Source organism: Acidovorax sp. 106 (assembly GCF_003663825.1).
Taxonomy (GTDB): domain Bacteria; phylum Pseudomonadota; class Gammaproteobacteria; order Burkholderiales; family Burkholderiaceae_C; genus Acidovorax.
Window position 1 is genome coordinate 39803 of record NZ_RCCC01000001.1, and the last position, 24136, is coordinate 63938.

At 59.5% G+C, this 24136-nt stretch carries 23 protein-coding genes and 5 tRNA genes; 12 read left to right on the forward strand and 16 right to left on the reverse strand.

The annotated features are described in order from the left end of the window. Positions 1–38: 38 nt before the first annotated feature. The 10 genes from C8C98_RS00195 to folC form a co-directional block, all read right to left on the reverse strand. Positions 39–114: transfer RNA gene (locus tag C8C98_RS00195), tRNA-Glu, on the reverse strand. Positions 115–151: 37 nt separating this feature from the next. Then, a tRNA-Ala gene (locus C8C98_RS00200) sits at positions 152–227 on the reverse strand. Between the two features lie 53 nt (positions 228–280). Then, a tRNA-Asp gene (locus tag C8C98_RS00205) sits at positions 281–357 on the reverse strand. 50 nt (positions 358–407) lie between these two features. Then, positions 408–483 (reverse strand) — tRNA-Glu (locus C8C98_RS00210). A 37-nt stretch (positions 484–520) separates the two neighbouring features. Then, positions 521–596: transfer RNA gene (locus C8C98_RS00215), tRNA-Ala, on the reverse strand. Positions 597–657: 61 nt separating this feature from the next. Next, positions 658–2070, reverse strand: coding sequence for a glutamate--tRNA ligase (gltX, locus tag C8C98_RS00220; RefSeq protein ID WP_121452662.1), 1413 nt, complete (start codon positions 2068–2070; stop codon positions 658–660). A 104-nt stretch (positions 2071–2174) separates the two neighbouring features. Further along, positions 2175–3680 (reverse strand): amidophosphoribosyltransferase, encoded by a 1506-nt coding sequence (gene purF / locus C8C98_RS00225; protein ID WP_121452663.1) that lies wholly within the window; start codon positions 3678–3680, stop codon positions 2175–2177. Between the two features lie 77 nt (positions 3681–3757). Then, on the reverse strand, positions 3758–4252 hold the full coding sequence (locus C8C98_RS00230; protein ID WP_121452664.1) for a CvpA family protein: 495 nt from the start codon (positions 4250–4252) through the stop codon (positions 3758–3760). Between the two features lie 24 nt (positions 4253–4276). Further along, on the reverse strand, positions 4277–5068 hold the full coding sequence (locus C8C98_RS00235; protein ID WP_121452665.1) for an SPOR domain-containing protein: 792 nt from the start codon (positions 5066–5068) through the stop codon (positions 4277–4279). A gap of 23 nt (positions 5069–5091) precedes the next feature. Next, a complete protein-coding gene (folC, locus tag C8C98_RS00240; protein ID WP_121455924.1) occupies positions 5092–6417 on the reverse strand; it encodes a bifunctional tetrahydrofolate synthase/dihydrofolate synthase in 1326 nt (441 codons plus the stop codon). A gap of 46 nt (positions 6418–6463) precedes the next feature. Between folC and C8C98_RS00245 the strand changes: the two genes are divergently transcribed. The 4 genes from C8C98_RS00245 (at position 6464) to argG (ending at position 9512) form a co-directional block, all read left to right on the forward strand. Continuing rightward, positions 6464–6844, forward strand: coding sequence for an arsenate reductase (locus C8C98_RS00245; RefSeq protein ID WP_121455925.1), 381 nt, complete (start codon positions 6464–6466; stop codon positions 6842–6844). A gap of 175 nt (positions 6845–7019) precedes the next feature. Then, entirely contained in the window at positions 7020–7682 is a 663-nt protein-coding gene (locus tag C8C98_RS00250; RefSeq protein ID WP_121452666.1) for a glycine zipper 2TM domain-containing protein, read from the forward strand. A 146-nt stretch (positions 7683–7828) separates the two neighbouring features. Continuing rightward, positions 7829–8146 (forward strand): pyrimidine/purine nucleoside phosphorylase, encoded by a 318-nt coding sequence (locus C8C98_RS00255; RefSeq protein WP_121452667.1) that lies wholly within the window; start codon positions 7829–7831, stop codon positions 8144–8146. A 28-nt stretch (positions 8147–8174) separates the two neighbouring features. After that, positions 8175–9512, forward strand: a complete 1338-nt coding sequence (gene argG, locus C8C98_RS00260) for an argininosuccinate synthase (RefSeq protein ID WP_099741534.1) — start codon at positions 8175–8177, stop codon at positions 9510–9512. A gap of 163 nt (positions 9513–9675) precedes the next feature. Here argG and C8C98_RS00265 read toward each other — a convergent pair. Further along, a protein-coding gene (locus C8C98_RS00265; RefSeq protein ID WP_121452668.1) for an IS5 family transposase occupies positions 9676–10430 on the reverse strand; the annotation gives its coding sequence in 2 pieces (ribosomal slippage) (positions 9676–10097 and positions 10097–10430; 756 coding nt in all). Positions 10431–10524: 94 nt separating this feature from the next. Here C8C98_RS00265 and C8C98_RS00270 point away from each other — a divergent pair. Together C8C98_RS00270 and C8C98_RS00275 are read left to right on the forward strand one after the other, a co-directional pair. After that, positions 10525–10974, forward strand: a complete 450-nt coding sequence (locus C8C98_RS00270) for a hypothetical protein (protein WP_121452669.1) — start codon at positions 10525–10527, stop codon at positions 10972–10974. Then, entirely contained in the window at positions 10944–13355 is a 2412-nt protein-coding gene (locus C8C98_RS00275; RefSeq protein WP_121452670.1) for an ATP-binding protein, read from the forward strand. Before C8C98_RS00270 ends, C8C98_RS00275 begins: the two co-directional genes overlap by 31 nt. 29 nt (positions 13356–13384) lie before the next feature. Here C8C98_RS00275 and murB read toward each other — a convergent pair whose 3' ends face one another. After that, a complete protein-coding gene (gene murB / locus C8C98_RS00280) occupies positions 13385–14458 on the reverse strand; it encodes a UDP-N-acetylmuramate dehydrogenase (protein ID WP_121452671.1) in 1074 nt (357 codons plus the stop codon). A 72-nt stretch (positions 14459–14530) separates the two neighbouring features. Here murB and C8C98_RS00285 point away from each other — a divergent pair, with 72 nt between their 5' ends. From C8C98_RS00285 to C8C98_RS00295, 3 genes are read left to right on the forward strand one after another with little or no spacing between them, the layout of a single operon-like run. Further along, positions 14531–15016 (forward strand): YajQ family cyclic di-GMP-binding protein, encoded by a 486-nt coding sequence (locus C8C98_RS00285; RefSeq protein WP_099655954.1) that lies wholly within the window; start codon positions 14531–14533, stop codon positions 15014–15016. 8 nt (positions 15017–15024) lie between these two features. Continuing rightward, the gene (locus tag C8C98_RS00290; RefSeq protein ID WP_121452672.1) at positions 15025–15672 is read left to right on the forward strand and encodes a TIGR02281 family clan AA aspartic protease; all 648 of its coding nucleotides are present in this window, start codon (positions 15025–15027) and stop codon (positions 15670–15672) included. Positions 15673–15683: 11 nt separating this feature from the next. Then, entirely contained in the window at positions 15684–16712 is a 1029-nt protein-coding gene (locus tag C8C98_RS00295; protein ID WP_121452673.1) for an HD-GYP domain-containing protein, read from the forward strand. 42 nt (positions 16713–16754) lie between these two features. Here C8C98_RS00295 and plsY read toward each other — a convergent pair whose 3' ends face one another. From plsY to C8C98_RS00310, 3 genes are all read right to left on the reverse strand, one after another. After that, entirely contained in the window at positions 16755–17384 is a 630-nt protein-coding gene (plsY, locus tag C8C98_RS00300) for a glycerol-3-phosphate 1-O-acyltransferase PlsY (RefSeq protein ID WP_121452674.1), read from the reverse strand. 113 nt (positions 17385–17497) lie between these two features. Next, positions 17498–17989, reverse strand: coding sequence for a Cys-tRNA(Pro) deacylase (ybaK, locus tag C8C98_RS00305; RefSeq protein ID WP_099655958.1), 492 nt, complete (start codon positions 17987–17989; stop codon positions 17498–17500). Positions 17990–18065: 76 nt separating this feature from the next. Beyond that, complete coding sequence (locus C8C98_RS00310) at positions 18066–19031, reverse strand: LysR family transcriptional regulator (protein WP_121455926.1); 966 nt, start codon at positions 19029–19031, stop codon at positions 18066–18068. 203 nt (positions 19032–19234) lie between these two features. Between C8C98_RS00310 and C8C98_RS00315 the strand changes: the two genes are divergently transcribed. Both C8C98_RS00315 and C8C98_RS00320 read left to right on the forward strand, forming a co-directional pair. Beyond that, positions 19235–20239, forward strand: a complete 1005-nt coding sequence (locus tag C8C98_RS00315; protein ID WP_121452675.1) for a tripartite tricarboxylate transporter substrate binding protein — start codon at positions 19235–19237, stop codon at positions 20237–20239. Between the two features lie 6 nt (positions 20240–20245). Continuing rightward, complete coding sequence (locus C8C98_RS00320; protein WP_121452676.1) at positions 20246–21661, forward strand: M20 family metallopeptidase; 1416 nt, start codon at positions 20246–20248, stop codon at positions 21659–21661. A gap of 124 nt (positions 21662–21785) precedes the next feature. Here C8C98_RS00320 and C8C98_RS00325 read toward each other — a convergent pair whose 3' ends face one another. Further along, positions 21786–22847 (reverse strand): aldo/keto reductase, encoded by a 1062-nt coding sequence (locus tag C8C98_RS00325; RefSeq protein ID WP_121452677.1) that lies wholly within the window; start codon positions 22845–22847, stop codon positions 21786–21788. 217 nt (positions 22848–23064) lie between these two features. On the opposite strand from C8C98_RS00325, the gene C8C98_RS00330 reads away from it, so the two are divergent. After that, positions 23065–24027 carry an IS1595 family transposase gene (locus C8C98_RS00330; protein ID WP_121452643.1) on the forward strand — a complete coding sequence of 321 codons (963 nt, stop codon included), beginning with the start codon at positions 23065–23067 and terminating at the stop codon, positions 24025–24027. Positions 24028–24136 lie beyond the last annotated feature (109 nt).

Sequence of the window (24136 nt, forward strand, 5' to 3'; positions counted from 1 at the left end):
TTTGCTTGCGTCTCTGACACAAGCCAAGCGCTACAACTTGGCGACCCCACGGGGATTCGAACCCCGGTACTCACCGTGAAAGGGTGATGTCCTAGGCCTCTAGACGATGGGGTCAAAACCTTGGAACTAACCGAACTAATACTGACAAATTTGGTGGAGGTAAACGGGATCGAACCGATGACCTCTTGCATGCCATGCAAGCGCTCTCCCAGCTGAGCTATACCCCCACGGTGCTTCAATTACTTGAAGACCCAGCCTGAATGACTTCAGACTCTGGATTTGGCGGAGTGGACGGGACTCGAACCCGCGACCCCCGGCGTGACAGGCCGGTATTCTAACCAACTGAACTACCACTCCTGGTAGATAGCTTTTGCTTGCGTCTCTGACACAAGCCAAGCGCTACAACTTGGCGACCCCACGGGGATTCGAACCCCGGTACTCACCGTGAAAGGGTGATGTCCTAGGCCTCTAGACGATGGGGTCAAAACCTTGGAACTAACCGAACTAATACTGACAAATTTGGTGGAGGTAAACGGGATCGAACCGATGACCTCTTGCATGCCATGCAAGCGCTCTCCCAGCTGAGCTATACCCCCTTAATGGCTTTGACTTAAATCTAAGTCATCGTCATCACAGCCTTGAATTATATACAGATATTTAGCGGTTTTGCAAACGTGCGAGAACTTTTTCGCGGCCAACCAGTTCAAGCACAGCGTCCACGGAAGGCGTATGGGCTGTACCCACGGTCAACACCCGCACTGGCATGGCCAGTTGAGGCATCTTGAGACCCTGCTCTGCCAACGTGGCTTTGAACGCAGCACCGATGGAAGCCTTGTCCCATGCACAAGCAGCCAGGGCTGCAGCCAGGGAATCCAGGGCCGCATAAATGGAGGGAGTCACATGCTGCTCCATTTCAGCAGCTTGCGGCTTGACATCGCCGTAAAAGACAAAGGCCCAATCCGCCAAAGCCACGGTGGTGTCGCAACGATCCTTGAACAAACCACAAATGCGCGGCAAACGACCGTCGTCCAGTACTGACGGATCAATGCCGCGTTGAACTAACTGCTCCGCCACCAAAACAGCCAACGCCTCGTCTGCGGTTGTTTTGATGTGCTGCGCGTTCACCCAGCGCAGCTTGGCATCATCAAACTGTGCAGCGCTGCGCCCCAGATGGTCCAAGTTGAACCATTGCAAGAACTGCTCGCGGCTGAAAATTTCATCGTCGCCATGGCTCCAGCCCAGGCGGGCCAGGTAATTGATCATGGCCTCGGGCAGATACCCTTCGTCGCGGTACTGCGTCACTGGCTTGGCGCCATTGCGCTTGCTCATCTTCTCGCCCTGCTCGTTGAGCACAGTAGGCAAATGCGCATACACGGGCGGCTCGGTCCCCAAGGCACGGAAGATATTGATCTGGCGCGGCGTGTTGTTCACATGGTCATCGCCACGGATCACATGGGTGATCGCCATGTCAATGTCATCCACCACCACACAGAAGTTGTAGGTGGGGGTGCCATCGGGGCGTGCAATCACCAAATCGTCGAGTTCGTCGTTGCGAATCTCAATACGGCCTTTGACCTTGTCCTCCCAGGCAACTACACCGTCTTTGGGGTTGCGAAACCGCAGCACCGGCTGAACGCCCTCAGGGATCGCAGGCAGTGTTTTGCCCTCCTCAGGGCGCCAGGTACCGTCGTAACGGGGTTTTTCCTTGGCAGCCATCTGGCCCTCACGCAGTGCATCCAGCTCGGCCACACTCATATAGCAGGGATATACATCGCCTTTTGCCAGCATTTGGGCCAGCACGGCCTTGTAACGGTCCATGCGCTGCATTTGATAGAACGGACCTTCGTCGGGCTCCATACCCAGCCACTGCATGCCTTCCAGAATCACATCCACAGCGGCTTGGCTGGACCGCTCTACGTCTGTATCTTCGATGCGCAAAATGAAATCCCCACCCGTAGCGCGCGCAAACGCCCAGGGGTACAGCGCAGAGCGAATATTTCCCAAATGGATAAACCCAGTGGGAGAAGGAGCAAAGCGGGTGCGCACACGCGCAACATTGGTTTCTGTCATGGCAATAGAGGTGAGCCAACGCGAGGTGTGCCGCGCAGCTCAGGGGTAAATCAATGAATCAAAGGGCTCGGTCACCCACTGAAGGAAGGGCAACCAAAGGGAGATCAGGCTTCCTGGGCATTGGGCAAAGCAAGCCGAGAGGTGTCCTCCTCCCCCTCCTCCGCCCCTACGCGGCCTTCATTAAGGCGCGCAATGTCTTCTGCAGTGATGTCGCCTGTGACGTATACGCCGTCAAAGCAAGATGCATCGAAACCAGAGATGGCGCTATTGAGCGACCCCACAGCCCGTTTCATGGCTTCCACATCCTGGTAAATCAGCGCATCACAGCCGATGGCCTGGCGAATTTCTTCCACCGTGCGTCCGTGCGCCACCAGCTCTTTGCTGGTGGGCATATCGATGCCGTACACATTGGGATAGCGAACCGGAGGGGCTGCGCTGGCCAGATACACCTTACGAGCCCCTGCGTCGCGTGCCATTTGGACGATCTCACGCGATGTCGTTCCGCGAACGATGGAGTCATCCACCAGCAACACGTTGCGGCCTTTGAATTCACTGCCGATCACGTTGAGCTTTTGGCGCACTGATTTTTTGCGAACCCCCTGCCCGGGCATGATGAAAGTACGCCCCACATAGCGATTCTTCACAAAACCTTCTCGGTAGGGAATGCCCAGCAAGTGGGCCAGTTGTGTGGCGCTTGGACGGCTCGATTCCGGAATGGGAATGATCACATCAATCTCATTGGGCGGCACAGTAGACACAACGCGCTTGGCAAGCGCTTCGCCCAAATTCAAGCGCGCCTGGTAGACGGAGATTCCATCCAACACGGAGTCAGGCCGAGCAAGGTACACAAACTCAAAAATGCAAGGATTCAACTGCGGTGCTTGGGCGCATTGGCGCGAGTGCACTGTACCGTCCAGGGTGATGAAGACCGCCTCGCCAGGTTCAATGTTGCGCTCAAACACATGTGAAGTGCCCTCGAGCGCCACCGACTCACTGCCCACCATGACCGTACCATCTTGGCTGCGACCCATCGCCAAGGGGCGGATACCATGCGGATCACGGAATGCCAGCAATCCATGGCCAGCAATCAAGGCGATCACAGCATAAGAGCCTTTGATACGCTGGTGCACAGCACGCACCGCAGTGAAGACATCTTCTGGCTGCAGAGGAACACCTCGGGTCGCACGCTCCAGTTCGTGCGCAAACACGTTGAGTAGCACCTCTGAGTCGCTCTCCGTGTTGGTATGCCTGTGGTCTGTCAGGAACAGCTCGGTGCGCAGGGCCTGAGCATTGGTCAAATTGCCGTTGTGCACCAGCACAATGCCAAAAGGCGCATTGACGTAAAAGGGTTGAGCCTCTTCTTCACTGTAGGCGTTGCCTGCAGTGGGATAGCGCACTTGGCCCAAGCCCGCATTGCCAGGCAAGGCACGCATGTTGCGAGTGCGGAATACGTCGCGCACCATACCCTTGGCTTTGTGCATAAAAAATTTGCGGCCTTGCTGGGTCACGATACCAGCAGCATCTTGCCCACGGTGCTGCAAAAGCAACAAAGCGTCATAAATCAGTTGATTAACCGGCGCAGTACTGACAACACCAACGATTCCACACATAGTTTTATTCCATCCGATTGCAGAGGGTTCTGCACAAAGCAATTTTCATGAACGAGTTACAGGTACGCACTCGCTCCTCATTCCGACAAAGGAAGCAGGCTTCCAAATTTCTGCGGCAGCACAGGCTTTAAAACACCGAGCGCCTCACTCAACACAGGTGCCGACAAAGAAGCCGTCCACCAAGGTTCATCACGCAAAGGCGTCAAGCCCACCAACACAGCAACGGCCAGCAGCAACACACCGCCGCGCGCCAAGCCGAATCCAGCCCCTAAAACCCTGTCTGCTGGACGTAGCCCAATCGCCTCCACCAACTTCTTGGCGAGCCACGCAATAAAGCCACAAGCAAACACCGCAGCAATGAACACAACGGCAAACCCACTGGCATAGCTCAGTGCGCTATCGGCGTCTGCAATAGGCAGCATGCGCCCCACATCCGCAGCGAACCACTGCGCCACAAAAAACGCTGCCACCCACCCAGCCAATGAGAGCAACTCAAACACCAGACCACGCCACGCTCCGATCAGCAACGAGGCCGTCAATATTCCGACAAAAATCCAATCCAGAGGATGCATGAAGCAATCAGCAACTGCGCTGACTCACAACGTCAGCACAGAGGCCGACAAATCCAATCCCTTGATGCGTGCAGCAGCCTTGTCCGCCTCCGCACGGCTAGCGTAAGGACCTACACGGACACGGGTTCTTTTTCCATCTTTGGCATCGACGACCTGGGTGTATGTTTTGAGCCCCGCACGCTCTAGCTTGAGGCGGACCTCTTTCGCCTTATCGGCATCGGCAAAAGCACCGACCTGCACAATGAAACGCTCATCATCCGTGCGATCGGGCGCTGCAGGCGGCCGCACCTCTCCTACAGGCTTGCTTCGCGCCCCCTCTTCGGTCTTGGCAGGCTTGACTGCCGCAGCAGCCGCGCTCTTAGCTTCAGGCTTCGGTGCGGGAGAGGCCGCAGAGCTAGCCCTGGGTGCACTACGGCTGCTGTGGCTGGAAGCAACAATTTCCTCACCATCGCCCAGTGTGGCACTCGCGGCCACCCGCTCCGCGCCTGCTCGGCTTTGGGCACCGCTAGCCGCCGCAACATTGCCGGGCTTCGCTTGATCGGCATCGCTTTGCCGCGCCGGCACCACCAAAGGCGCCACTTTGCCGCGATCTGGAATTTCTATGGGGACATCCACAGGGATGGGCCTTGGCTGCGTGTCAAACAACAAGGGGAAACCCATAACCCCGAGTAACACCAGCACGGCAGCCCCCATCAAGCGATGCCGGGCGCGGCGCCGCATCACTTCGATGCTCTCGGCCTGGGGGGTACGGCTGCGTTTGGTCGGTTTGTCGGCTGGATCACTTTGACCGGGCCACCGAAACTTGAAAAATGCCATGGGGAAAAAGACTCGTGTGGACCTTATGCGCCCAAATGTTTGGCGTTCAGGCGAGGAGTTCCGTTCACAAGAACCCCGCCCACTGTGTAGAACGAGCCAAAGACCACAATTCTATCAGCCGGGTCTGCTGCATCGACAGCTGCCTGCAGGGCATGCAGCGGATCCGCGAACGCGCTAGATGACACATCCTTGCGACCACCCGCGACCATCTGCACAGCATTCCATTTTTGCAACAGCTCCGCCCCCGTCAATGCGCGGGGCGTTGGAAGACTTGTGAAATACCAGCGATCCACCAATGGTCCAATTTTGGCCAGCATCGGCCCCAGGTCTTTGTCGGCCATGGCACCAAACACCGCATGGGTCACAGGAAAGTAACCCATTGCATCCAAATTGGCCGAGAGCGCAGCTACAGAATGTGGATTGTGAGCAACATCCAACACCAAAGTGGGCTGACCAGGAACAATTTGAAAACGCCCCGGCAAATCAACCATCGCCATCCCATTGCGCACCGCTTGCGCAGTCACCGGGAGCCGCTCCCTGAGAGCCTCGTAAGCAGCCAACACCCCCGCTGCATTGACCAATTGATTGGCGCCTCTCAAGGCAGGATAGGCCAACCCGGCGTACCGGCGCCCTCTTCCCGCCCAACTCCATTGCTGCTTGTCGCCGGCTACGTTGAAATCATGGCCGACGCGCCAAAGATCGGCCCCAATCTCCCTCGCATGATCGACCACACTCTGGGGAGCCATCGGGTCACTCACGATGGCAGGGCGCCCGGTGCGCATGATTCCGGCCTTTTCACGACCAATCGTCTCCCTGTCCGGCCCCAGATACTCGATGTGATCAATATCGATGCTGGTGATGATGGCGCAGTCGGCATCAATGATGTTGGTCGCATCCAGACGCCCGCCCAGGCCTACCTCCAGGATGGCAACATCCAGCAAGGCATGGCTCATCAACCGCAAAATCGCCAAAGTCGTGAATTCAAAGTAGGTGAGAGATATCTCACTTCCGCCCATCGTGCGAGCGGCTTCTACCGCCTCAAAATGGGCCAGCAAATCGTTGGCACCCACGATTTCTCCGTGGACACGACACCGCTCCTGGAAATGAACCAAGTGGGGTGAGGTGTAAACCCCCGTGCGATAGCCTGCCTGGAGTGCAACCGCCTCCAGCATGGCGCAGGTGGAACCCTTGCCATTGGTGCCTGCCACGGTAATGACGGGACAATCAAATTTCAACGACATCCGGTGCGCAACCTCACGGACGCGCTCCAGGCCCATATCGATACCGACGGGGTGCAGCTGCTCGCAATGACGGAGCCAGCCTTCCAGTGTTTGGGGAATGGTGTGCATACGCAGCCAATTGTCGCCCAGCCTGCGCATGGGGCATGATTTACCCATGAAACAACCTCAAATCACCCTGTACGGCATTCCCAACTGCGACACAGTCAAAAAAGCCAGGGCTTGGCTGACCACCCATGGCCTTGAGCACCAGTTCCACGACTTTAAAAAAGAGGGGGTGTCCGCAGAGCGACTTGCCACTTGGTGCAGCACTGCTGGCTTAGACAAGGTACTCAACCGCAAGGGAACCACTTGGCGCGGACTCACTCCTACCCAACAGGAAAGTGCTGGCCAACTGGAGCATGCACTGGCCCTGATGCAAGCAAACACCAGCCTGATCAAACGCCCAATCGTCGAATGGGGCAGCGAAACCGAGGCGCAACTTACAGTCGGATTCTCTCCAGAGACTTGGATGAAACACATTCAACCCAGCGCTTAGTGAAGTGGAGCCCGGCCATTTGCATGCGCCGTGGCTGGTGGCTATTGCGTAGTGAAATGTGAAAAATCACATGGTTTTTACCTAACTTCACATTTCTAGCCCTCAAAACGACGAGGTAGCACTAAACTTTTTTTGCGCATCGTGCGTTGTATGTGCTCACAGACAGGAGCTTCCCATGAAAAAAACCGCCATCGTTACAGCACTTGTAATCTGCGCACTCCCCGCGTTCGCACAAGAGCAGGGGCGCGTCCTTTCTTCCACCCCCATCGTTCAGCAGGTCGGCATACCACAGCAGGTGTGTGGCAACGAGACTGTCTATAGCGGCTCACGCAACACGGGCGCGGGTGCTGTTATGGGCGCCATCGCAGGCGGGGCCGCAGGCAATGCCATCGGCAAGGGCCATGGCAGAACGGCAGCCACAGCATTGGGCGTGATTGGTGGCGCAGTACTTGGCAACCAGATTGAGGGAAGCGGCCAACCCCAATACCAAAATGTGCAGCGCTGCACCACTGAGACCTACTACGAAAACCGCACTGTGGGCTACAACGTGCTCTACGAGTACGCAGGCCGCCAGTACACCACCCGTACGCAAAATGACCCCGGCGCCTGGATTCCTTTGAGCGTGCAACCGCAAAACGGTCAAAGCTATTCCACACAGCCCAACGGTTACAGCCAATATGGATCAGGCAACACCTATGTGCAGCCTGGTGTCGTCACTTCCACCTACCCCGCACCGGCAGCCTACGTAACACCGCCCGTCACGGTTATCGAGTATGGCTATATCGATGGCCGACGCCCTTACTACCCACCGCATCACGGCAACCCTTATTGGAGATAACTCCGTTTTGGGACAAACCAAAGAGCCCTAAGGGGCTCTTTTTTCATGGTCTCACGAGAGTTTGAGTTGGGTGGCACCTGAAACGAATCGCTCCATAGGCCCTCTGACCTAAAATCAAAAGTTGAATTCTTTTTGCACACACGACCATGACCACCCAAACTATCGACGGTGTGACCGTCAACACCCAGGCCAATGTGTACTTTGACGGTAAGTGCGTGAGCCACGGCATCACCTTGGCAGATGGCACCAAAAAATCGGTGGGCGTGGTGCTGCCGGCCACATTGACGTTCAATACCGGTGCACCAGAAATCATGGAATGCGTCGCTGGCTCCTGCGAGTACAAGCTGGACGGGACGGACACTTGGATTCCATCCAATCCAGGCGATAAATTCAGTATCCCTGGCAACTCGAAGTTTGACATCCGCGTCACCGAGTCGTACCACTACATCTGCCACTTCGGCTAAATCCTGCAACCGCAAACAACCCCAGCACATGGCCACCATTCTTCAAAACCTGCCGACAGGGCAAAAAGTCGGCATCGCCTTTTCAGGCGGCCTCGATACCAGTGCGGCTCTGCACTGGATGAAGCTCAAGGGCGCAGTCCCTTACGCCTACACCGCAAACCTCGGACAGCCCGATGAGCCGGACTACGACGCTATTCCCCGCAAAGCCATGGAATATGGCGCCGAAAAGGCCCGCCTGGTCGATTGCCGCTTGCAATTGGCCCATGAAGGGATTGCAGCCCTCCAGGCTGGCGCTTTCCACATCTCCACAGGCGGTCTGACTTACTTCAACACCACCCCCTTGGGCCGCGCAGTCACCGGCACCATGCTGGTGGCGGCCATGAAGGAAGACGATGTCAACATCTGGGGGGATGGCTCCACCTTCAAAGGCAATGACATTGAGCGCTTCTATCGCTATGGTCTGCTGACCAACCCGTCTCTGCGAATCTACAAGCCCTGGCTGGACCAACTGTTCATCGACGAACTGGGCGGTCGTGCAGAAATGTCTGCCTTCATGACCAAGGCTGGCTTTGGCTACAAGATGAGCGCTGAAAAGGCCTACAGCACCGACAGCAACATGCTGGGAGCAACGCACGAAGCCAAAGATCTGGAATTCCTGAACAGTGGCATCCGTATCGTTAACCCGATCATGGGCGTTGCTTTCTGGAAGGACGAAGTCGAAGTCAAACGCGAAGAGGTTTCGGTGCGCTTTGAGGAAGGCCAACCCGTTGCTCTCAACGGCGTGGAATTCAGCGACCCTGTCGATCTGATTCTGGAAGCCAACCGCATCGGCGGGCGGCATGGCCTGGGCATGAGTGACCAGATCGAAAACCGCATCATTGAAGCCAAGAGCCGCGGTATCTACGAAGCTCCTGGCCTGGCACTGTTGCACATTGCCTATGAGCGTCTGGTCACAGGCATTCACAACGAAGACACCATTGAGCAATACCGCATGAACGGCCTCAAGCTAGGCCGACTGCTGTACCAAGGCCGCTGGTTTGACCCGCAAGCCATCATGCTGCGTGAGACAGCCCAGCGCTGGGTGGCTCGTGCCGTCACCGGCACGGTGACGCTGGAACTGCGCCGTGGCAACGACTATTCGCTGCTCAACACCGAAAGCCCAAACCTCACCTACGCTCCAGAACGTTTGTCGATGGAAAAGGTGGAAGACGCGCCGTTCTCCCCACTCGACCGAATCGGTCAGTTGACTATGCGCAATCTGGACATTTCGGACACCCGCGACAAGCTGGGCGTTTACTCTCGAGCAGGGTTGCTGCTGCCAGGTTCGCAAAACGATCTGCTGACCCTGACTTCGGGGCAAAAATAACGCGGTGATGGCACCAAAAAAACAGCCCTCATTTCGAGGGCGTTTTTTTACTCAAAATAATCATTTAAATCATTTTTATCATAAAATATTGATCACTTTTCATTCCACTCATTGGAGGTCAGCCATGCATTCCATTTCTTTGCTGTCTAGGGCGTGTTGAGAATCAGCGAGCGTTGATAACCGCAGCCGCGAGGTGGATCATCGCCGCGAAGCTGGTATCCGTCTTGTCGCTGCGCATTGCGATGCGTTTGAACTCCTTGAGCTTGCAAAAGAAGTTCTCGATCAAGTGACGCCATTTGTAGACCTCCCGGTCAATCTCCAGCGGTGATCTCCGACGTGGCATCTGTGAGATCACCACCTGTGCGCCGCGCTTGTCCAACTCCTGGATCAGCCAGTTCACATCGAAGGCCTTGTCGGCCAGCAAGGCATCAAAGCGCACATCGGCGATCAGCTCTTTGACTCCTTTGGTGTCATGGCGCTGCCCTGGCATCAAGACAAACTTCACCAGATTGCCCAATGCATCCGTCAGCGCCAGTATCTTCGTGGTCATGCCTCCCCGCGAGTGGCCTATGGCCTGGCCCGAAGTCCCCCTTTTGCCCCCTGGCCGTGCCGATGCACTTTCACAATCGTGGCATCCACCATCGCATATTCCATGTCTGGCTGCTCGCTCACTGCATCGAACAGGTGTTGGAATACGTCGGCCTTGACCCAGTCTCTAAAGCGCTTGAACACCGTGTTCCACTTGCCGAACTCTGGAGGCAGGTCTCGCCAGGGGCTGCCTGTGCGGGCAATCCACAGCACTGCCTCAACGAAGCGGCGGTTGTCTGTGCCGCTGCGTCCAGGATCACTTGGCTTGCCAAGGCAGTGCGGCTCCATCTTGGCCCATTGCTCGTCTGTCAGTACCCATCGAATGCTCATCTGCCTATTGCATCACAGCCCTTCGAGCCGTTGTGCTTGATTCTCAACAGGCCCTAGATGGCTCACAAAAATTGCAGCGGCTTCATTCATTGCGATGCCTGTCTGGGCACTACAGCCCCCCTCCGGCGAAGTCATTCTGACCATTTCCGGCAAAATTGTTGATGCCAACCGGGAAAACACAGCGGTATTTGACTTGGACATGCTGCAAAAACTGCCCCAGCAGACCTTTGTGACCAAGACTCCTTGGGACAAAAACCCCACCAAGTTCACAGGCCCCCTCCTTCGCGATGTATTGGGAGCCGTAAAGTCCAGCGGAAAAACGCTGACAGCCTTGGCATTGAACGACTACAAAACAACCATCCCCGCTGAAGATGCGGCGTTGTTCGATGTCATCATCGCCCACCGCATCGACGACATGCCTATTTCAGTACGCACCAAGGGACCGCTGTTCATCATCTACCCGTTTGATTCCAAGCCAGAGCTGAAGTCATCCAAATACTACGGCCGCTCTGCATGGCAGCTGAAATCCATCAAAGTCGACTGATCCCATCGATGCCAGCTCGCCGCACCAACCAGCGTTACCTGTTTTGGCTTGCGCTGGGCACTATATTGATGGCCGCAGCCATGGCTGTTTTGCTTGTGCTGCAGCTCACGCAACAGCAAGCCATTCGCAAAAGCGGGGATTTGCGCAGCGACTCGATCACTGCACTCACGTTCCAATTGGAACGAGAGTTTCTGCGCCTTCGGCAGTCGATAGATCTGGCCTCACGAAGCACCCCTCCCCTGGCCCTGAATGAGTTGCGGCTGCGCAGCGATATCTTTGCCAGTCGCTTTCAGCTGATGCACGACGCGCCAAGTACCACGGCCTTGCAAGAGAGGGATGAGTACACCAAAGTCATGCCCCGGCTTGAGGCTTTGGTGACCCAAGTGGATAGGGTGCTACAGAACGGACATAGCCCTCAACCGCACGAGCTGCGCCCACTGCTCGCCGAGCTCAATGAACTGGGGCCGGATGTGCAGGAATTGACGATGGCGGCCACGAGCCATATCGCTGGGCTACTGGAAGAGCAAGAGTCCACCATGCTCACCCAAGGTCAGCAAATCATGGCTCTGATCTTTGCCCAGTTGGTCCTTCTGCTACTCGCCGCAGGTGCCTTGGCGTGGCGCCAGACCAGGCAAGAGCAAGAACGCATTGCCCTGCAGACGCTGACAGATAACCTTCGGGCTGCGAACAATGCAGCAGAAGAAGCCAACCGACGGAAAAGCCAGTTTCTGGCCAATATGAGCCATGAATTGCGCACCCCCTTCAATGGTGTTTTGGGCATGTTGACGCTGCTGGAGCGCACGCGCCTGGACGACAGCCAGCGGGAATATGTCTACACGGCCCGCAGCTCGGCAGATCACCTGCTGTCCCTGTTGAATGACATTCTCGACGTCTCCGCCATGGAGTCCGGCAAGATGGGCATCCACCCCATCGCCATCCCACTGCAGCCCTTGGTAGCCAGCATTGATCAACTCATGCGCCCACTGGCAAGCCAAAAAGGGCTGGGCTTTGCCATCCACACAACGGCAGACCTTCCGGCATGGGTGGAAGCCGACGGCACCCGCCTCAAGCAGATTGTTCTCAACCTGGTGACCAACGCCATCAAGTTCAGTGACAGCGGTGCAGTGACGGTGAAAATCGGGCGCGCCCCTCAAGCCACAACGGGCACCGAAGGTATTTACCAGTTGCAACTGGAAGTAGCGGACCAAGGCATCGGTATGGATGCAACGACCTTGGCCCGCTTATTCGAGCGATTCACCCAAGGAGATGCAAGCACATCCCGGCGTTTCGGGGGAACAGGCCTGGGGCTGGAAATTTCTCGCAACCTTGCTCGGCGCATGGGGGGCGACATCACAGTCCAAAGCGCGGAGGGCCATGGCAGCACATTCACCGTCACACTCCCCTTACCGCAGGCAGCCCCACCCAATGCAGCCACTCAGCCCAGCGAACGGCCAACATCAGTGGGCCCATCAGAGCTGGCGGGGCTAGACGTTCTGGTGGCTGATGACCAGATGGTCAATCGGAAGTACATGGGAGCGCTACTCACCAGCATGGGGCACCACCCAAGATTTGCAGAAAATGGAGAACAGGCCTGCCTTGAGATTCAGAAAAAGCAACCAGACTTGGTGCTGATGGACTTGCACATGCCGATCATGGATGGATTCCAGGCCACCCAGCAAATTCGCCAGTGGCCCCAATTTGCCAAGGTACCCATTGTTGCCCTGACCGTTGATGTCTTCGCAGAAACCCGCCAACGGGCCAGCGATGTGGGCATGAATACGTTCATCGGCAAGCCCGTGAGCGTGGACACGATCCAGTCCCTGCTTGTAGACATGTTCTCTGCAAACGAAAAAAGCGCCCCTGCCACCGTCCCTGTAGCGGACCTTCGGGAAGCCCCATGCGCCCCCGCAGCGCCCGAGGCGCCGAAACCCGCCGCCCAACGGGCACCACGTCGGCGCTTCCGCTCCGGTGATGTCACTGCACATATCAACATGCACATGGTGGGAGAGGTTTGCATCGGCGTGAACCTTCAAGGTTACCGATCTCTGCTGCAAGGCTATTTCAGCGATGAATCGGGCAGTCTCGACGCATTGTTGCAAGCCTTGCAAGAGGGAGAACCGGAGAGCTTGCGCGCTGCCGCCCATGGGTTCAAAGGCGCCTCCGCCAACCTGGGGTTCCAGAAGCTGGCGGACTTGGCCTTTGAATTGGAAAAACACGAGGAAAACGGCAGAAGCCTTCGAGAGGCACACACGCAGTTGCTCGCGACCTGGGAGATGACCCACGCGCTTTGCCTGCGCATGGGGCTGACCGATGTAGAGAATGCGCTCGACCGCCACCGCAACCCACCGGCCGCCACCGAAAAAATCCCAGCCCCCGCCTGACGCCGGGGCTAAATGCAAAAGCGGCTGGATCAAACCACAACAGGTTCAGGCTCCAATCGAATGCCAAACCGCTCGTACACGCTGGTCTGTATGGCCTTGGCCAGCGTCATCACTTCGCCACCTGTGACACTGTCTTGCTCCGTACCTCGGTTCACCAGCACCAACGCCTGCTTCTCATAGACACCGGCTTTGCCAATCGATTTGCCACGCCAGCCACAGGCATCAATCAACCAGCCAGCGGCCAATTTCACGCTGCCGTCTGGCATGGGGTAGTGCACGATTTTGGGCTCTCTGGCGATGATGTCTGTGCATTGCTCTGGGGTGACCGTCGGGTTCTTGAAAAAACTACCTGCATTGCCAACCACGGCGGGGTCAGGCAACTTGGCCCGGCGAATCTCGCAAATCCATTCAAAAATTTGCCAAGCATCGGGGCTGTCCACACCCGCTTGCTCACGGCGGCGCTCCAGGTCCAGATAGCCCAGCACAGGCTGCCAGGGGCGAGGCAAACGAAAACGCACGTGGGTGATGACCGCGCGCCCAGCCAGCCCCATGTTGCGCAAATCTGCGCCCTGCACAGCAGGGGTGGAAGCACCGTGCTTGAACACAGAATCACGGTATCCAAACGCACATTGCTCGGCGGTCAAGGTAAAGGACTGGCCCGTGCGCATATCCACTGCGTCCAGCGACTCAAAGCGGTCTTGCAGCTCCACGCCATATGCACCAATGTTTTGCACCGGCGCTGCCCCTACCGTGCCAGGGATCAGCGCCATATTCTCAAGGCCAGGATAACCATTGCGCAGCGTCCACGCCACACAGTCGTGCCACAGCTCACCCGCCCCCGCTTCGACAATCCAGGCCTTGGGGGTCTCTTGCACCAGACGAAAACCCTTGATCTCCATCTTGAGCACCACCGGCTTGACGTCTCCCGTCAGCACGATGTTGCTACCGCCTCCAAGGACAAAGAAGGGGGCATCACACAGCTCAGGCGCTGCGCGCACCTGCAACAAATCAACCGCGCTCTGGATGCGCACCAGCGACAACGCGCGAGCGGCAATACCGAAGGTGTTCCAGGGCTGTAAAGGGACGTTTTTCTCGACTACCATTGCCAGGATTGTCGCACCGGGGCACCCGTGCGCGACTGCCCCTTTTGTTTTGCCAAGCCAGTGAAAGCCGCTATGCCCTCCTTTGATACCGTTTGTGAAGCCAACCTCGTAGAAGTCAAAAATGCGGTGGAAAACACCGTCAAGGAGATCTCCACACGCTTTGACTTCAAAGGGACTTCCGCCAGCATTGAGATCAAAGACAAAGAGATCACCATGATTGGCGACGCTGAATTTCAGCTCACACAGATCGAAGACGTTCTTCGCAACAAGCTGACCAAGCGCAGCGTGGATGTCCGTTTCCTCGACAAGGGCGACGTGCAGAAAATGGGCGGAGACAAGGTCAAGCAAGTCATCAAGGTGCGTAACGGCATCGAGAGCGAACTGGCCAAGAAGATCCAGAAACTACTCAAAGACAGCAAGCTGAAGGTGCAAGGCGCTATTCAGGAAGACAAAGTCCGCGTCTCAGGCGCCAAGCGCGATGACCTGCAAGCGGCCATGGCACTCATTCGCAAAGACGTCACCGACGTCCCGCTGTCTTTCGACAATTTCCGCGACTGACACCACCGATGAAACACTCACCAGCATTGGCTTTCTCCGTAGCGCTCGTCCTGCTGAGTCCTATGCTGGCTGACGCCCAATCGGCGGTCGCCCTGGCAGGCATTTTGGGTGGCAAGGCCTTGCTGGTGGTCAATGGCGGCGCGCCGCGCGGTGTTGGCGCAGGCGAGAGCCACCAAGGCGTCAAGGTGTTGTCGGTCGGCAAAGAAGACGCCACGGTGGAAATAGATGGTGCTCGGCGCTCGCTGCGCCTGGGCGAGGCGCCGGTGAGCGTGGGCAGTGCCTCCGCCGGCAAGCGCGTTGTGCTGGCCGCAGACAGCCGGGGCCATTTCATCAACACCGGCCAGATCAACGGCCAGCACATGCAGTATGTGGTGGACACGGGCGCATCGTCGGTTGCCATTGGCAAGACAGACGCTGACCGCATGGGATTGAAATACCTGCAAGGCCAGCCCATGCGCTTGAGCACCGCCAATGGGGTCGCGCAGGGCTGGCGCATCCGACTCGATTCGGTACGCATTGGCGATGTGGAAGTGTTTGGCATTGATGCCGTGGTCACCCCCCAACCCATGCCTTATGTGTTGTTGGGCAACAGCTTCCTGGGCCAGTTTCAAATGACCCGCAACAACGACCAAATGGTGCTGGAAAAGCGCAACTGAGCCTCATCACCATGTCGGCCCCCCTGCCCTCAGGCAAACCACACCACGACGGTGAATACGAAGACCTGCTCAGCCTCTGGTCTGACCTGGAGTCAGCGCTCTCGCTGCTGCTGTCCAAACCCCTGCTGGTGCAGGACTTTTCAGCAAAGATCCGGCAGTTGGATTTGTGGCTGCAGGACCTGGTGGCGCACGACAATGACGCAGCGCTGTACCTCATGTTTCAACTGGCGGCCACCTCCACCGCAGGCTACAGCGCATCGCACGCGCTGGTGTGCGCCACGCTGTGCGACATCATGGCCCGCGAGCTGAAGCTGCCTGCCAACGAGCGCGACAGCCTCGTGCGCGCAGCGCTCACCATGAACATCGGCATGACGGTCTTGCAGGACGAGTTGGCAGAGCAACGCGAAAAGCCTACGCCACCGCAAAAAGAAGCCATCCAGAGCCACCCCCTGGACAGCCAGACTCTGCTGGAACGTGTCTTCATCAACGATCCCTTGTGGCTGGATGTGGTGGGGCAGCACCATGCTCCCATTGCCGATCGGGTGCCACTGGCCACCCAGGCACCGCAAGACCGCCTGACCCGCATCCTAGGGACGATTGACCGCTACGCGGCCATGATCAGCCCCCGCAAATCACGTGCTGGCCGCAGTGCCACCGACTCCGTCCGGGCCATTGTGGGCCAGGAAGTTGAGCAGCACGATGAAGTGAGTTACGTCCTGGTGCGCGCCATCGGCCTGTGCCCACCAGGCACTTTTGTCCGGCTCGACAACGGCGACACTGCCATTGTTCTGCGCCGCAGCGACAAGGCCAACCACCCAGTAGTGGCCAGCTTGCTGGACCGAGCTGGTCACCACAAAACCCAGCCCATCTTGCACTCGACCGCACTGGGCAAACCTCGCATCCAGTCGGCACTGGCGCGCTCTGCAGTGACCGTCGATCTGCACCAGCAGACCATGGTGCGGCTGGGCCTTTACGCGGCCCAGCACCACGCCGACATACACAACTTGGTTACCACCCCCGCCACGCTCGGATTGCAGTGAGGCTTGGGCAAGCGTGCACGCCACCAGCTGAGTCGGTGGTGCTTATTTTTTGGATTTTCCCAATTTCGACTCTTTGCCAGCCAGCAGGCGCGAGACGTTTTCACGGTGCCGCCACACCAGCAGCAAGGCCATGGCAGCGATAGCGACGGTGATACTTTGCTCCGCGTACCACTGCACGCCATCCAGCAGCAGGTACAGCACGGGGGCCATGATGGCCGCCGCCAGAGAAGCCAGGGACGAATAGCGAAAGGCCACCGCCACCAACAGCCAAGTCAGCGCGGTAGCCAGACCCAGCCAGCCGCTGATGCCCACCAACACCCCCAGCGCCGTGGCCACCCCCTTGCCCCCCTGGAAGCGGAAAAACACCGGCCACAGATGCCCGAGAAATGCGGCCAGGCCCACCAGCGCGATCGTGCCGTCTTCCAGACCATAGGGCTTGCCAAACCAGCGCACCAGCACCACGGGCACCCAGCCCTTCACGGCATCGAGCAACAGCGTCACGATGGCAGCCACCTTGCTGCCAGAGCGCAGCACATTGGTGGCACCCGGATTTTTGCTCCCATAGGTGCGCGGGTCGCTCAGCCCCATCACGCGGGTCACGATCACGGCAAAAGACAATGAGCCCAGCAAATAGGCAGCCAGGGTGGCAAACAGAGGGTACGCGGCGGTCAAAACAACTCCTTGGGTAGACGCTCCATGCGGGCAAACTCCGCAGGGGCACAAAAGCAACGCTACACAGCGGCTACAAAAACGGTGGGCAAAAAACGGCTGGTAAAAGCGGCTGGCTATTCTGCCAGCGCACACTGCACTGTCTTGGCAGACAGCAATTGCACGCACACCTGCGGGTCGATCTGGACCAGAAAGCCCCGGCGCCCGCCGTTGATGGCAATGCGAGGCAAGCCGAGGATCGTCTCTTCGATGTAAACCGGCATGGTGCGCCGCGTCCCAAAAGGTGACGTGCCGCCCACCAGATAACCGCTGTGGCGGTTGGCCACCTCAGGGGCGCAGGGCTCCACCGACTTGGCTCCGATCTGGCGCGCCAGATTCTTGGTGGACACCTTGCGGTTACCGTGCATCAAAACCACCAGCGGCTTCGCATCCTGGTCCTGCATGATCAAGGTCTTGACCACTGTGAATGGATCTAGCCCGAGCACAGCCGCACTGTGCTGGGCACCTCCGTGCTCCAGGTATTCATAAGGGTGCTCGGTAAAAGCCACTTTGTTGGCTTTGAGCAGTTGGGTCGCCGGGGTTTCTGAAACGTGATCTCTCTTGGCCATAGTGCAACGCAAGGTAACGCCCAATGGTAACCACCCTGCTTACCCTGCACGGCGCCCCGCACAGGGGCGTCCCGGCTCACCCCGCCTTCGCTGTGGCCTTGGCCACTGCGGCCTTCTTGCGACGCCCTACCTTGCGCGTTCCATATTCACCAATGGCGGCCACCATAGCCTCGGTGAACGCCCGTACCAAGGCCGACGGCTCACGTCCCTCGGGTGCCAGCACCTGCAGGCGGCGCTGCTGCAACTGGGCCTCCTCAAACGGCACAGCCACCAAGCGCCCGTCTTCTACCCAATGGGCGGCTGTCAGGTAGCCCGCCAGCACCACGTCCAGCCCCTCCAGCAGCGGCAGCAGGGCCGAAGAGAAATTGCTCTCGACAGCCGGCACATAGCGCAAGCCCTGCACGGTACAGCTCAAATCAAACAACTGCCGCCCGGTGATGCTGGCGCCGCCCATGAGCAGCGGGTAAGACACCACATCGGCCACGCGCACACTGCGCTGGCGGGCCAGCGGGTGTCCCGGTACCACCACGGCATACACCGGGGCCACGGCCGAGTGCAGCACCTGGAGCCCTTTGTCGGGCGCTAGGCTGTACTTGAGGGCCAGGTCCACCTCCCCCCGCAGCAGCAAGGCCGAGGCGTCCTGCGGCACCACCACCTGCAGCTGCATCTGCACCGAGGGGTGCTGCTCCCGGAAAGCCGACATCACGCGGGGCAAGAACCCCACCGCGAAGCCCTCGGTACACGCCACGCGCACCTGCTGTGCCTGCTGAGTGGCCAAATCCTGCAACTGCTGCACCAACCCGTGGGATTGCGCCTCTTGCGCATTGACATGCGCCAGCAGCCGCGCACCTGCGGCCGTAAGGGCCATGCCACGGGGCTGGCGCTCGAACAGCGGCACACCTACTGAGTCTTCAAGCTTGGCCAACTGGCGGCTCACCGCCGACGCTGCCACATGCAAGCGCTGCGCCGCCTGGTTGACCGAGCCTGTGCGCGCCACCTCAAAGAAATACCGCAAGGGCAAACTGAAGAGTGAGAACTGCATGACCATCCTTTGCCCAAAATCGGCGCCATATTGCGTTGCAATAAAGGCAACACTTTTTTGCCTATTCTCTATGAATCAGAACGAATAGTAGGCGCCCATCTTGCGTGTTTCAAGGCTCCAATCGACCCTATGGCATGAAGCACCAAGCAGCAAAAGCCCCAAGCCCGCCGCACAGCCCAAGCCACCACCCCAGGAGCCATTCCATGAAACGCCGCGCCTCACTCACCCTTTTGCTCGCCACCTGTGGCGCTCTGGCCACGATGGCCAGCAGCGCGCAGCAGCCCTCCAGCGCAGCCAGTGCCCCCACCGCCTGGCCGCAGCGCCCCATTCGCCTTGTCGTGCCGTTTCCGCCCGGTGGCGGCACCGACGCCGTGGCACGGGCCCTGGCGCAAAAGCTCGCCACCCGCCTGGGCAGCCCCGTGGTGGTCGACAACAAACCCGGTGCCTCCACCATCATTGGCACTGAAAGCGTCGTCAAGGCAGAACCCGACGGCTACACGCTACTGGTGTCTGGCTCCTCCAGCTACACCGTCAACGCCGCCCTGCGGCCCAAGCTGCCGTACGACCCGCTCAAAGACCTGGCCCCGATCGCCATCGTGGCCAAGGCGCCGCTGGTGCTGGTGGTCAATGCCAGCTCGCCCCACAAAGACCTTGCATCGCTGCTGGCGGCAGCCAAGGCGGCGCCGAAAACCATCAACTACGCCACGTTTGGCTCGGGCTCTGCGCCGCACCTGGTGGGCGCTTTGCTCGAGCAAGCCGCTGGCGTGCGCCTGCAAGACGTGCCCTACCGCGGCAGCGCCCAGGCCATGATGGGCTTGATTGGCGGAGAAATCCAGCTCGCCATCGACACCGTGGCCAGCGCGGGGCCTCATGTGCGATCGGGCAAGCTGCGCGCCCTGGCAGTCGTCAGCACTGAGCGCTCAAAGGCGCTGCCTAAAGTGCCCACAGTGCAAGAGCTGAAGCTGCCCGATGCCACCTTTGATGGCTGGTATGCCCTGGCCGCACCTGCGCGCACCCCCGCGCCCATCATCGACAAGCTGCTCAAAGAAGTCGACGCCGTCATGCGCGACCCTCAAATGCAAGAGCAAATCCTCACCCAGGGCATGGAACCTGTGTTCATCGGCCCCAAGCCCATGCACAAAACCATGGAAGACGAAATCGGACGCTATCGCGCCCTGGCGCACCGTGCACAGATCACCGTGGAGTGAACACCCATGAGCAGAGAACAACTCATCCAGAGCGTGCAGCAGCACTTTGACGGCGGCGCCTTCGCCACCGACCTGGCCCGCCGCGTGGCCTGGCGCACCGAAAGCGACACCGGCACCGTGCCGCCCGAGCTGCGCACCTACCTGACTGAAGAAATGGTGCCCGGCCTGCAAACACTGGGCTTTGACTGCCAGGTGATCGACAACCCCGAGCCCCACGGCGGCCCCCTGCTGCTGGCACGCCGGGTGGAAGACCCCGCACTGCCCACCGTGCTCACCTACGGCCACGGCGATGTGGTCAACGGCCAGGAAAGCGGCTGGCGCGAGGGCCTCTCGCCCTGGGTGCTGACGCAAGAGGGCGACCGCTGGTACGGCCGGGGCACCGCCGACAACAAGGGCCAGCACACCGTGGTGCTGACGGCCCTTGCGCACACCCTGCAAGCCCGTGGCGGCAAGCTTGGCTACAACATCACCGTGCTGCTGGAGATGGGCGAAGAAGCGGGCTCGCCCGGCCTGGCCCGCTTTTGCGCAGACCACCGCGAAGCCCTGCACGCCGATCTGTTCGTGGCCAGCGATGGCCCGCGCATCAATGTGGAGCGCCCCACCCTATTCCTGGGCTCACGCGGTGCCCTCAATTTTTCGCTGACGGTGCGCAGCCGCGACAAGGCCTACCACTCGGGCAACTGGGGCGGCGTGTTGGCCAACCCTGCCACCGTGCTCAGCCACGCCTTGGCCAGCATGGTCGATGCACACGGGCGCATTCTGGTGCCCAGCCTTCTGCCTGCTGGCGTACCCGACAAGCTGCGCGCCGCACTCAGAGACGTGGCCATTGGCACGGGTGCGGACGACCCCGCCCTCACCCCCGGCTGGGGCGAGCCGGGCCTGACACCTGCCGAGCAACTGGTGGGCTGGAACACGCTGGAAGTGCTGGCCCTGGGCTCGGGCAATGCACAGCGGCCCATCAACGCCATCCCCTCGCAGGCGGTGGCGCACTGCCAGCTGCGCTTTGTGGTGGGCACCGACTGGAAGAACGCGCAGACCGCACTGCGTCAGCACCTCGACGCCCACGGCTTTGAGCAGGTGGACATCACCATGGGCATGGTGTGCGGCGCCACGCGGCTGGACCTGGACAACCCCTGGGTGGACTGGACGCTGGCCAGCATGGAGCGCAGCGCAGGCCAAAGCGCCACGCTGCTGCCCAACCTGGCGGGCTCGCTGCCCAACGACATCTTTGCCGACCAGTTGGGCCTGCCCACGCTGTGGATTCCCCACTCGTACCCCGCCTGCGCGCAGCATGCGCCCAACGAGCATTTGCTCGGCTCCGTCGCCCGCGAAGGCCTGGCCGTGATGGCCGGGCTGTTCTGGGATCTGGGCGAGCCAGGCAGCGCACCGTGGAAGCAAGGCGCGCTGGCTGACCCTGCCTGAAAATCGCCCATTGCCCTCCAAAACTGGCGCGCCCCGGGCCAGGGACACCAAGCAAGGGCCGCCCCGCAGCGAGGGTGTCGTCCCCCTCAGGGGGAAGGCGCCGCAGGCGACTCAGGGGGAGTCATCACAATGCCGGGTCGCGCACTTCCCAGCGAATGGCATCAATCGCCTGCAGCACCTCGGGCGACAGCGTGGTGCCCCAGGCGTTCAGGTCTTCGTCCAGCTGCGCCACCGACGTCACGCCGATGATGGTGCTGGCCACTTGCCATTTGGTGTAGCAAAACGCCAGCGCCATCTGCGTGGGCGTGAGGCCGTTGTCGCGTGCGAGCTGGTTGTAGCGGCGGGCGGCGGCCAGGGCCTCGGGGCGACCCCATCGCTGCTTGCGCACCGACTCGTAGCGGGCAATGCGTGCGCCCTGGGGGGCACCGGCGTCGGTGGGAGCGTGCTCGTCGTACTTGCCCGTCAACAGGCCAAAGCCCAGGGGCGAATAGGCCAGCAGCGAAACGTTCAGGCGATGGCAGGTCTCGTCCATCGCGTTTTCCCAGGTGCGGTTGATGAGGCAGTAGGGGTTCTGCACCGTGGCCACACGCGGCAGGCCGTGCTGCTCGGCCAAACGCACAAATTCATGCACGCCATAGGGGGTCTCGTTCGACAGGCCGATGTAACGCACCTTGCCCGCCTTAACCAAACCCGCCAGCGCCTGCAGCTGCTCGTGGATGGGCGTGGCCGAGGTTTCTTGGGAAGGGTCGTAGTACACCGTGCCAAAGGCGGGCACGTGGCGCTCGGGCCAGTGGATCTGGTAGAGGTCAATCACATCAGTCTGCAGGCGGCGCAGGCTGCCTTCGCACGATGCAACGATGTCGGCCGGGGTCATGCCCTTGCCCTCGCGCACCCAGGGCATGCCGCGCGAGGGGCCCGCCACCTTGGTGGCCAGCACCAGCTTTTGGCGGGCTCCGGGGTTTTTGGCAAACCAGTTGCCGATGATGGTTTCGGTGGCGCCAAAGGTCTCGGCCTTGGCAGGCACCGAGTACATCTCGGCCGTGTCGATGAAGTTGACGCCGCGTGCCAGCGAGTGGCTGAGGATGGCGTGCGAATCGGCTTCGCTGACCTGTTCACCAAAGGTCATGGTGCCCAGGCAGATGGGGGTGACTTGAAGATCGCTGTGTCCGAGCTGAATGGCTTTCATGGGGTCTCCGTTGGCAAGCCTGCCAGTTTACGGGGTGACCGCCGCGACGGCTGGCACCAGCATGGGTGCCAGGGTGCGCTGCGGGGGCTTGTGGCTGCAGAGTTGAAAAATTCAAGTCAAATTGCCTGATTAGCGACATATCTCAGAGTGAGCAGAACAAAGCCTAGGCGCAGGACTCCAACGGACATGCCGAGTTCTCGGCGCCAAGGAGCAAGCGATGTCCATCAACGCGATCCAGTTCCAACGGGGCCTGTCACTGCCTCAGTTTCAGAGCCTTTACTGCAGCGAGCAGCAGTGCGAGCAGGCCCTGGTGGGCGCACGATGGCCCTTGGGCTGGCGGTGCGCGCACTGCGGCTGCAAGCGCTTTTTTCACACCCGCAATGGCACGGGTCGACTGCTGTGGGAGTGCTTCCTTTGTGGCTACCAAAGCTCCTCCATCGTGGGCACTGTAATGGAACACTCCCATGTGCCCCTGAGGCTGTGGTTCCTGGCCATGTACCTGCTGACGCAGAACAAGAATGCCATCAGCGCCCTGGCGCTCAAGCGCCAGTTGGGCGTGTCCTACAAAACGGCATGGCTGATGAAGCACAAACTGATGCAGGCCATGGCCCAGCGCGATGCGCGCTACCTGCTGCAAGGGCGGGTGGAGATTGACGATGCCTACCTTGGGGGCGAGCGGGCAGGACACATCAACGGCGGGCGCCGCGCAGCCAACAAGACGGCCTTCGTCGCTGCGGTGCAGACCAGCACCGATGGCCGGCCCCTGTACATGTGCCTGACACCTGTGGCGGACTTCACCAACGAGCACATGCGGCAATGGGCACAGGCTCACCTAGCGGCGCGCTGCCACGTGGTCAGCGACGGCACTCGGGCCTTTGCGCAAGTGCAGCAGGCGCAGGCTACGCATGAGCGCTACGTGACTGGCGGTGGGCGCAAGGGGGCACAGACACCTCAGCTGCGTTGGGTGAACACCTTGCTGGGCAACCTCAAGACCAGCATGGCGGGCACCTATCACTCGTTTGACCATACCAGGTATGCACAGCGCTACTTGGCCGAGTTCTGCTGGCGATTCAACCGCCGCTTTGATCTGCCTGCCATGCTGCCCAGGCTGTTGAAAGCCTTGGTGACTGCTGGGCCACTGCCTTTGAAAGTGCTGCGGGTATCTGAGGTAAGTAGCTAATCAGGCAAATTGACCTCTATGGCATATAAATAAAGCGCTGGCAGCTATAAAATTAATAGCATCCGCACACACTACTGCACCGCGCCCTACCGCACCGGGGCCGCCCCGC

What these genes read in the sequence shown, in the direction of transcription:
- ybaK (WP_099655958.1), bottom strand. Translation starts at nt 17,989, where the DNA reads ATGGCCAAGAGAGATCACGTTTCAGAAACCCCGGCGACCCAACTGCTC.
- C8C98_RS00270 (WP_121452669.1), top strand. Translation starts at nt 10,525, where the DNA reads ATGCCTGTCTGGGCACTACAGCCCCCCTCCGGCGAAGTCATTCTGACC.
- murB (WP_121452671.1), bottom strand. Translation starts at nt 14,458, where the DNA reads ATGGTAGTCGAGAAAAACGTCCCTTTACAGCCCTGGAACACCTTCGGT.
- C8C98_RS00255 (WP_121452667.1), top strand. Translation starts at nt 7,829, where the DNA reads ATGACCACCCAAACTATCGACGGTGTGACCGTCAACACCCAGGCCAAT.
- gltX (WP_121452662.1), bottom strand. Translation starts at nt 2,070, where the DNA reads ATGACAGAAACCAATGTTGCGCGTGTGCGCACCCGCTTTGCTCCTTCT.
- C8C98_RS00320 (WP_121452676.1), top strand. Translation starts at nt 20,246, where the DNA reads ATGAGCAGAGAACAACTCATCCAGAGCGTGCAGCAGCACTTTGACGGC.
- C8C98_RS00325 (WP_121452677.1), bottom strand. Translation starts at nt 22,847, where the DNA reads ATGAAAGCCATTCAGCTCGGACACAGCGATCTTCAAGTCACCCCCATC.
- C8C98_RS00285 (WP_099655954.1), top strand. Translation starts at nt 14,531, where the DNA reads ATGCCCTCCTTTGATACCGTTTGTGAAGCCAACCTCGTAGAAGTCAAA.
- C8C98_RS00330 (WP_121452643.1), top strand. Translation starts at nt 23,065, where the DNA reads ATGTCCATCAACGCGATCCAGTTCCAACGGGGCCTGTCACTGCCTCAG.
- C8C98_RS00290 (WP_121452672.1), top strand. Translation starts at nt 15,025, where the DNA reads ATGAAACACTCACCAGCATTGGCTTTCTCCGTAGCGCTCGTCCTGCTG.
- C8C98_RS00315 (WP_121452675.1), top strand. Translation starts at nt 19,235, where the DNA reads ATGAAACGCCGCGCCTCACTCACCCTTTTGCTCGCCACCTGTGGCGCT.
- C8C98_RS00295 (WP_121452673.1), top strand. Translation starts at nt 15,684, where the DNA reads ATGTCGGCCCCCCTGCCCTCAGGCAAACCACACCACGACGGTGAATAC.
- purF (WP_121452663.1), bottom strand. Translation starts at nt 3,680, where the DNA reads ATGTGTGGAATCGTTGGTGTTGTCAGTACTGCGCCGGTTAATCAACTG.
- argG (WP_099741534.1), top strand. Translation starts at nt 8,175, where the DNA reads ATGGCCACCATTCTTCAAAACCTGCCGACAGGGCAAAAAGTCGGCATC.
- C8C98_RS00235 (WP_121452665.1), bottom strand. Translation starts at nt 5,068, where the DNA reads ATGGCATTTTTCAAGTTTCGGTGGCCCGGTCAAAGTGATCCAGCCGAC.
- C8C98_RS00275 (WP_121452670.1), top strand. Translation starts at nt 10,944, where the DNA reads ATGGCAGCTGAAATCCATCAAAGTCGACTGATCCCATCGATGCCAGCT.
- C8C98_RS00245 (WP_121455925.1), top strand. Translation starts at nt 6,464, where the DNA reads ATGAAACAACCTCAAATCACCCTGTACGGCATTCCCAACTGCGACACA.
- C8C98_RS00310 (WP_121455926.1), bottom strand. Translation starts at nt 19,031, where the DNA reads ATGCAGTTCTCACTCTTCAGTTTGCCCTTGCGGTATTTCTTTGAGGTG.
- C8C98_RS00230 (WP_121452664.1), bottom strand. Translation starts at nt 4,252, where the DNA reads ATGCATCCTCTGGATTGGATTTTTGTCGGAATATTGACGGCCTCGTTG.
- folC (WP_121455924.1), bottom strand. Translation starts at nt 6,417, where the DNA reads ATGCACACCATTCCCCAAACACTGGAAGGCTGGCTCCGTCATTGCGAG.
- C8C98_RS00250 (WP_121452666.1), top strand. Translation starts at nt 7,020, where the DNA reads ATGAAAAAAACCGCCATCGTTACAGCACTTGTAATCTGCGCACTCCCC.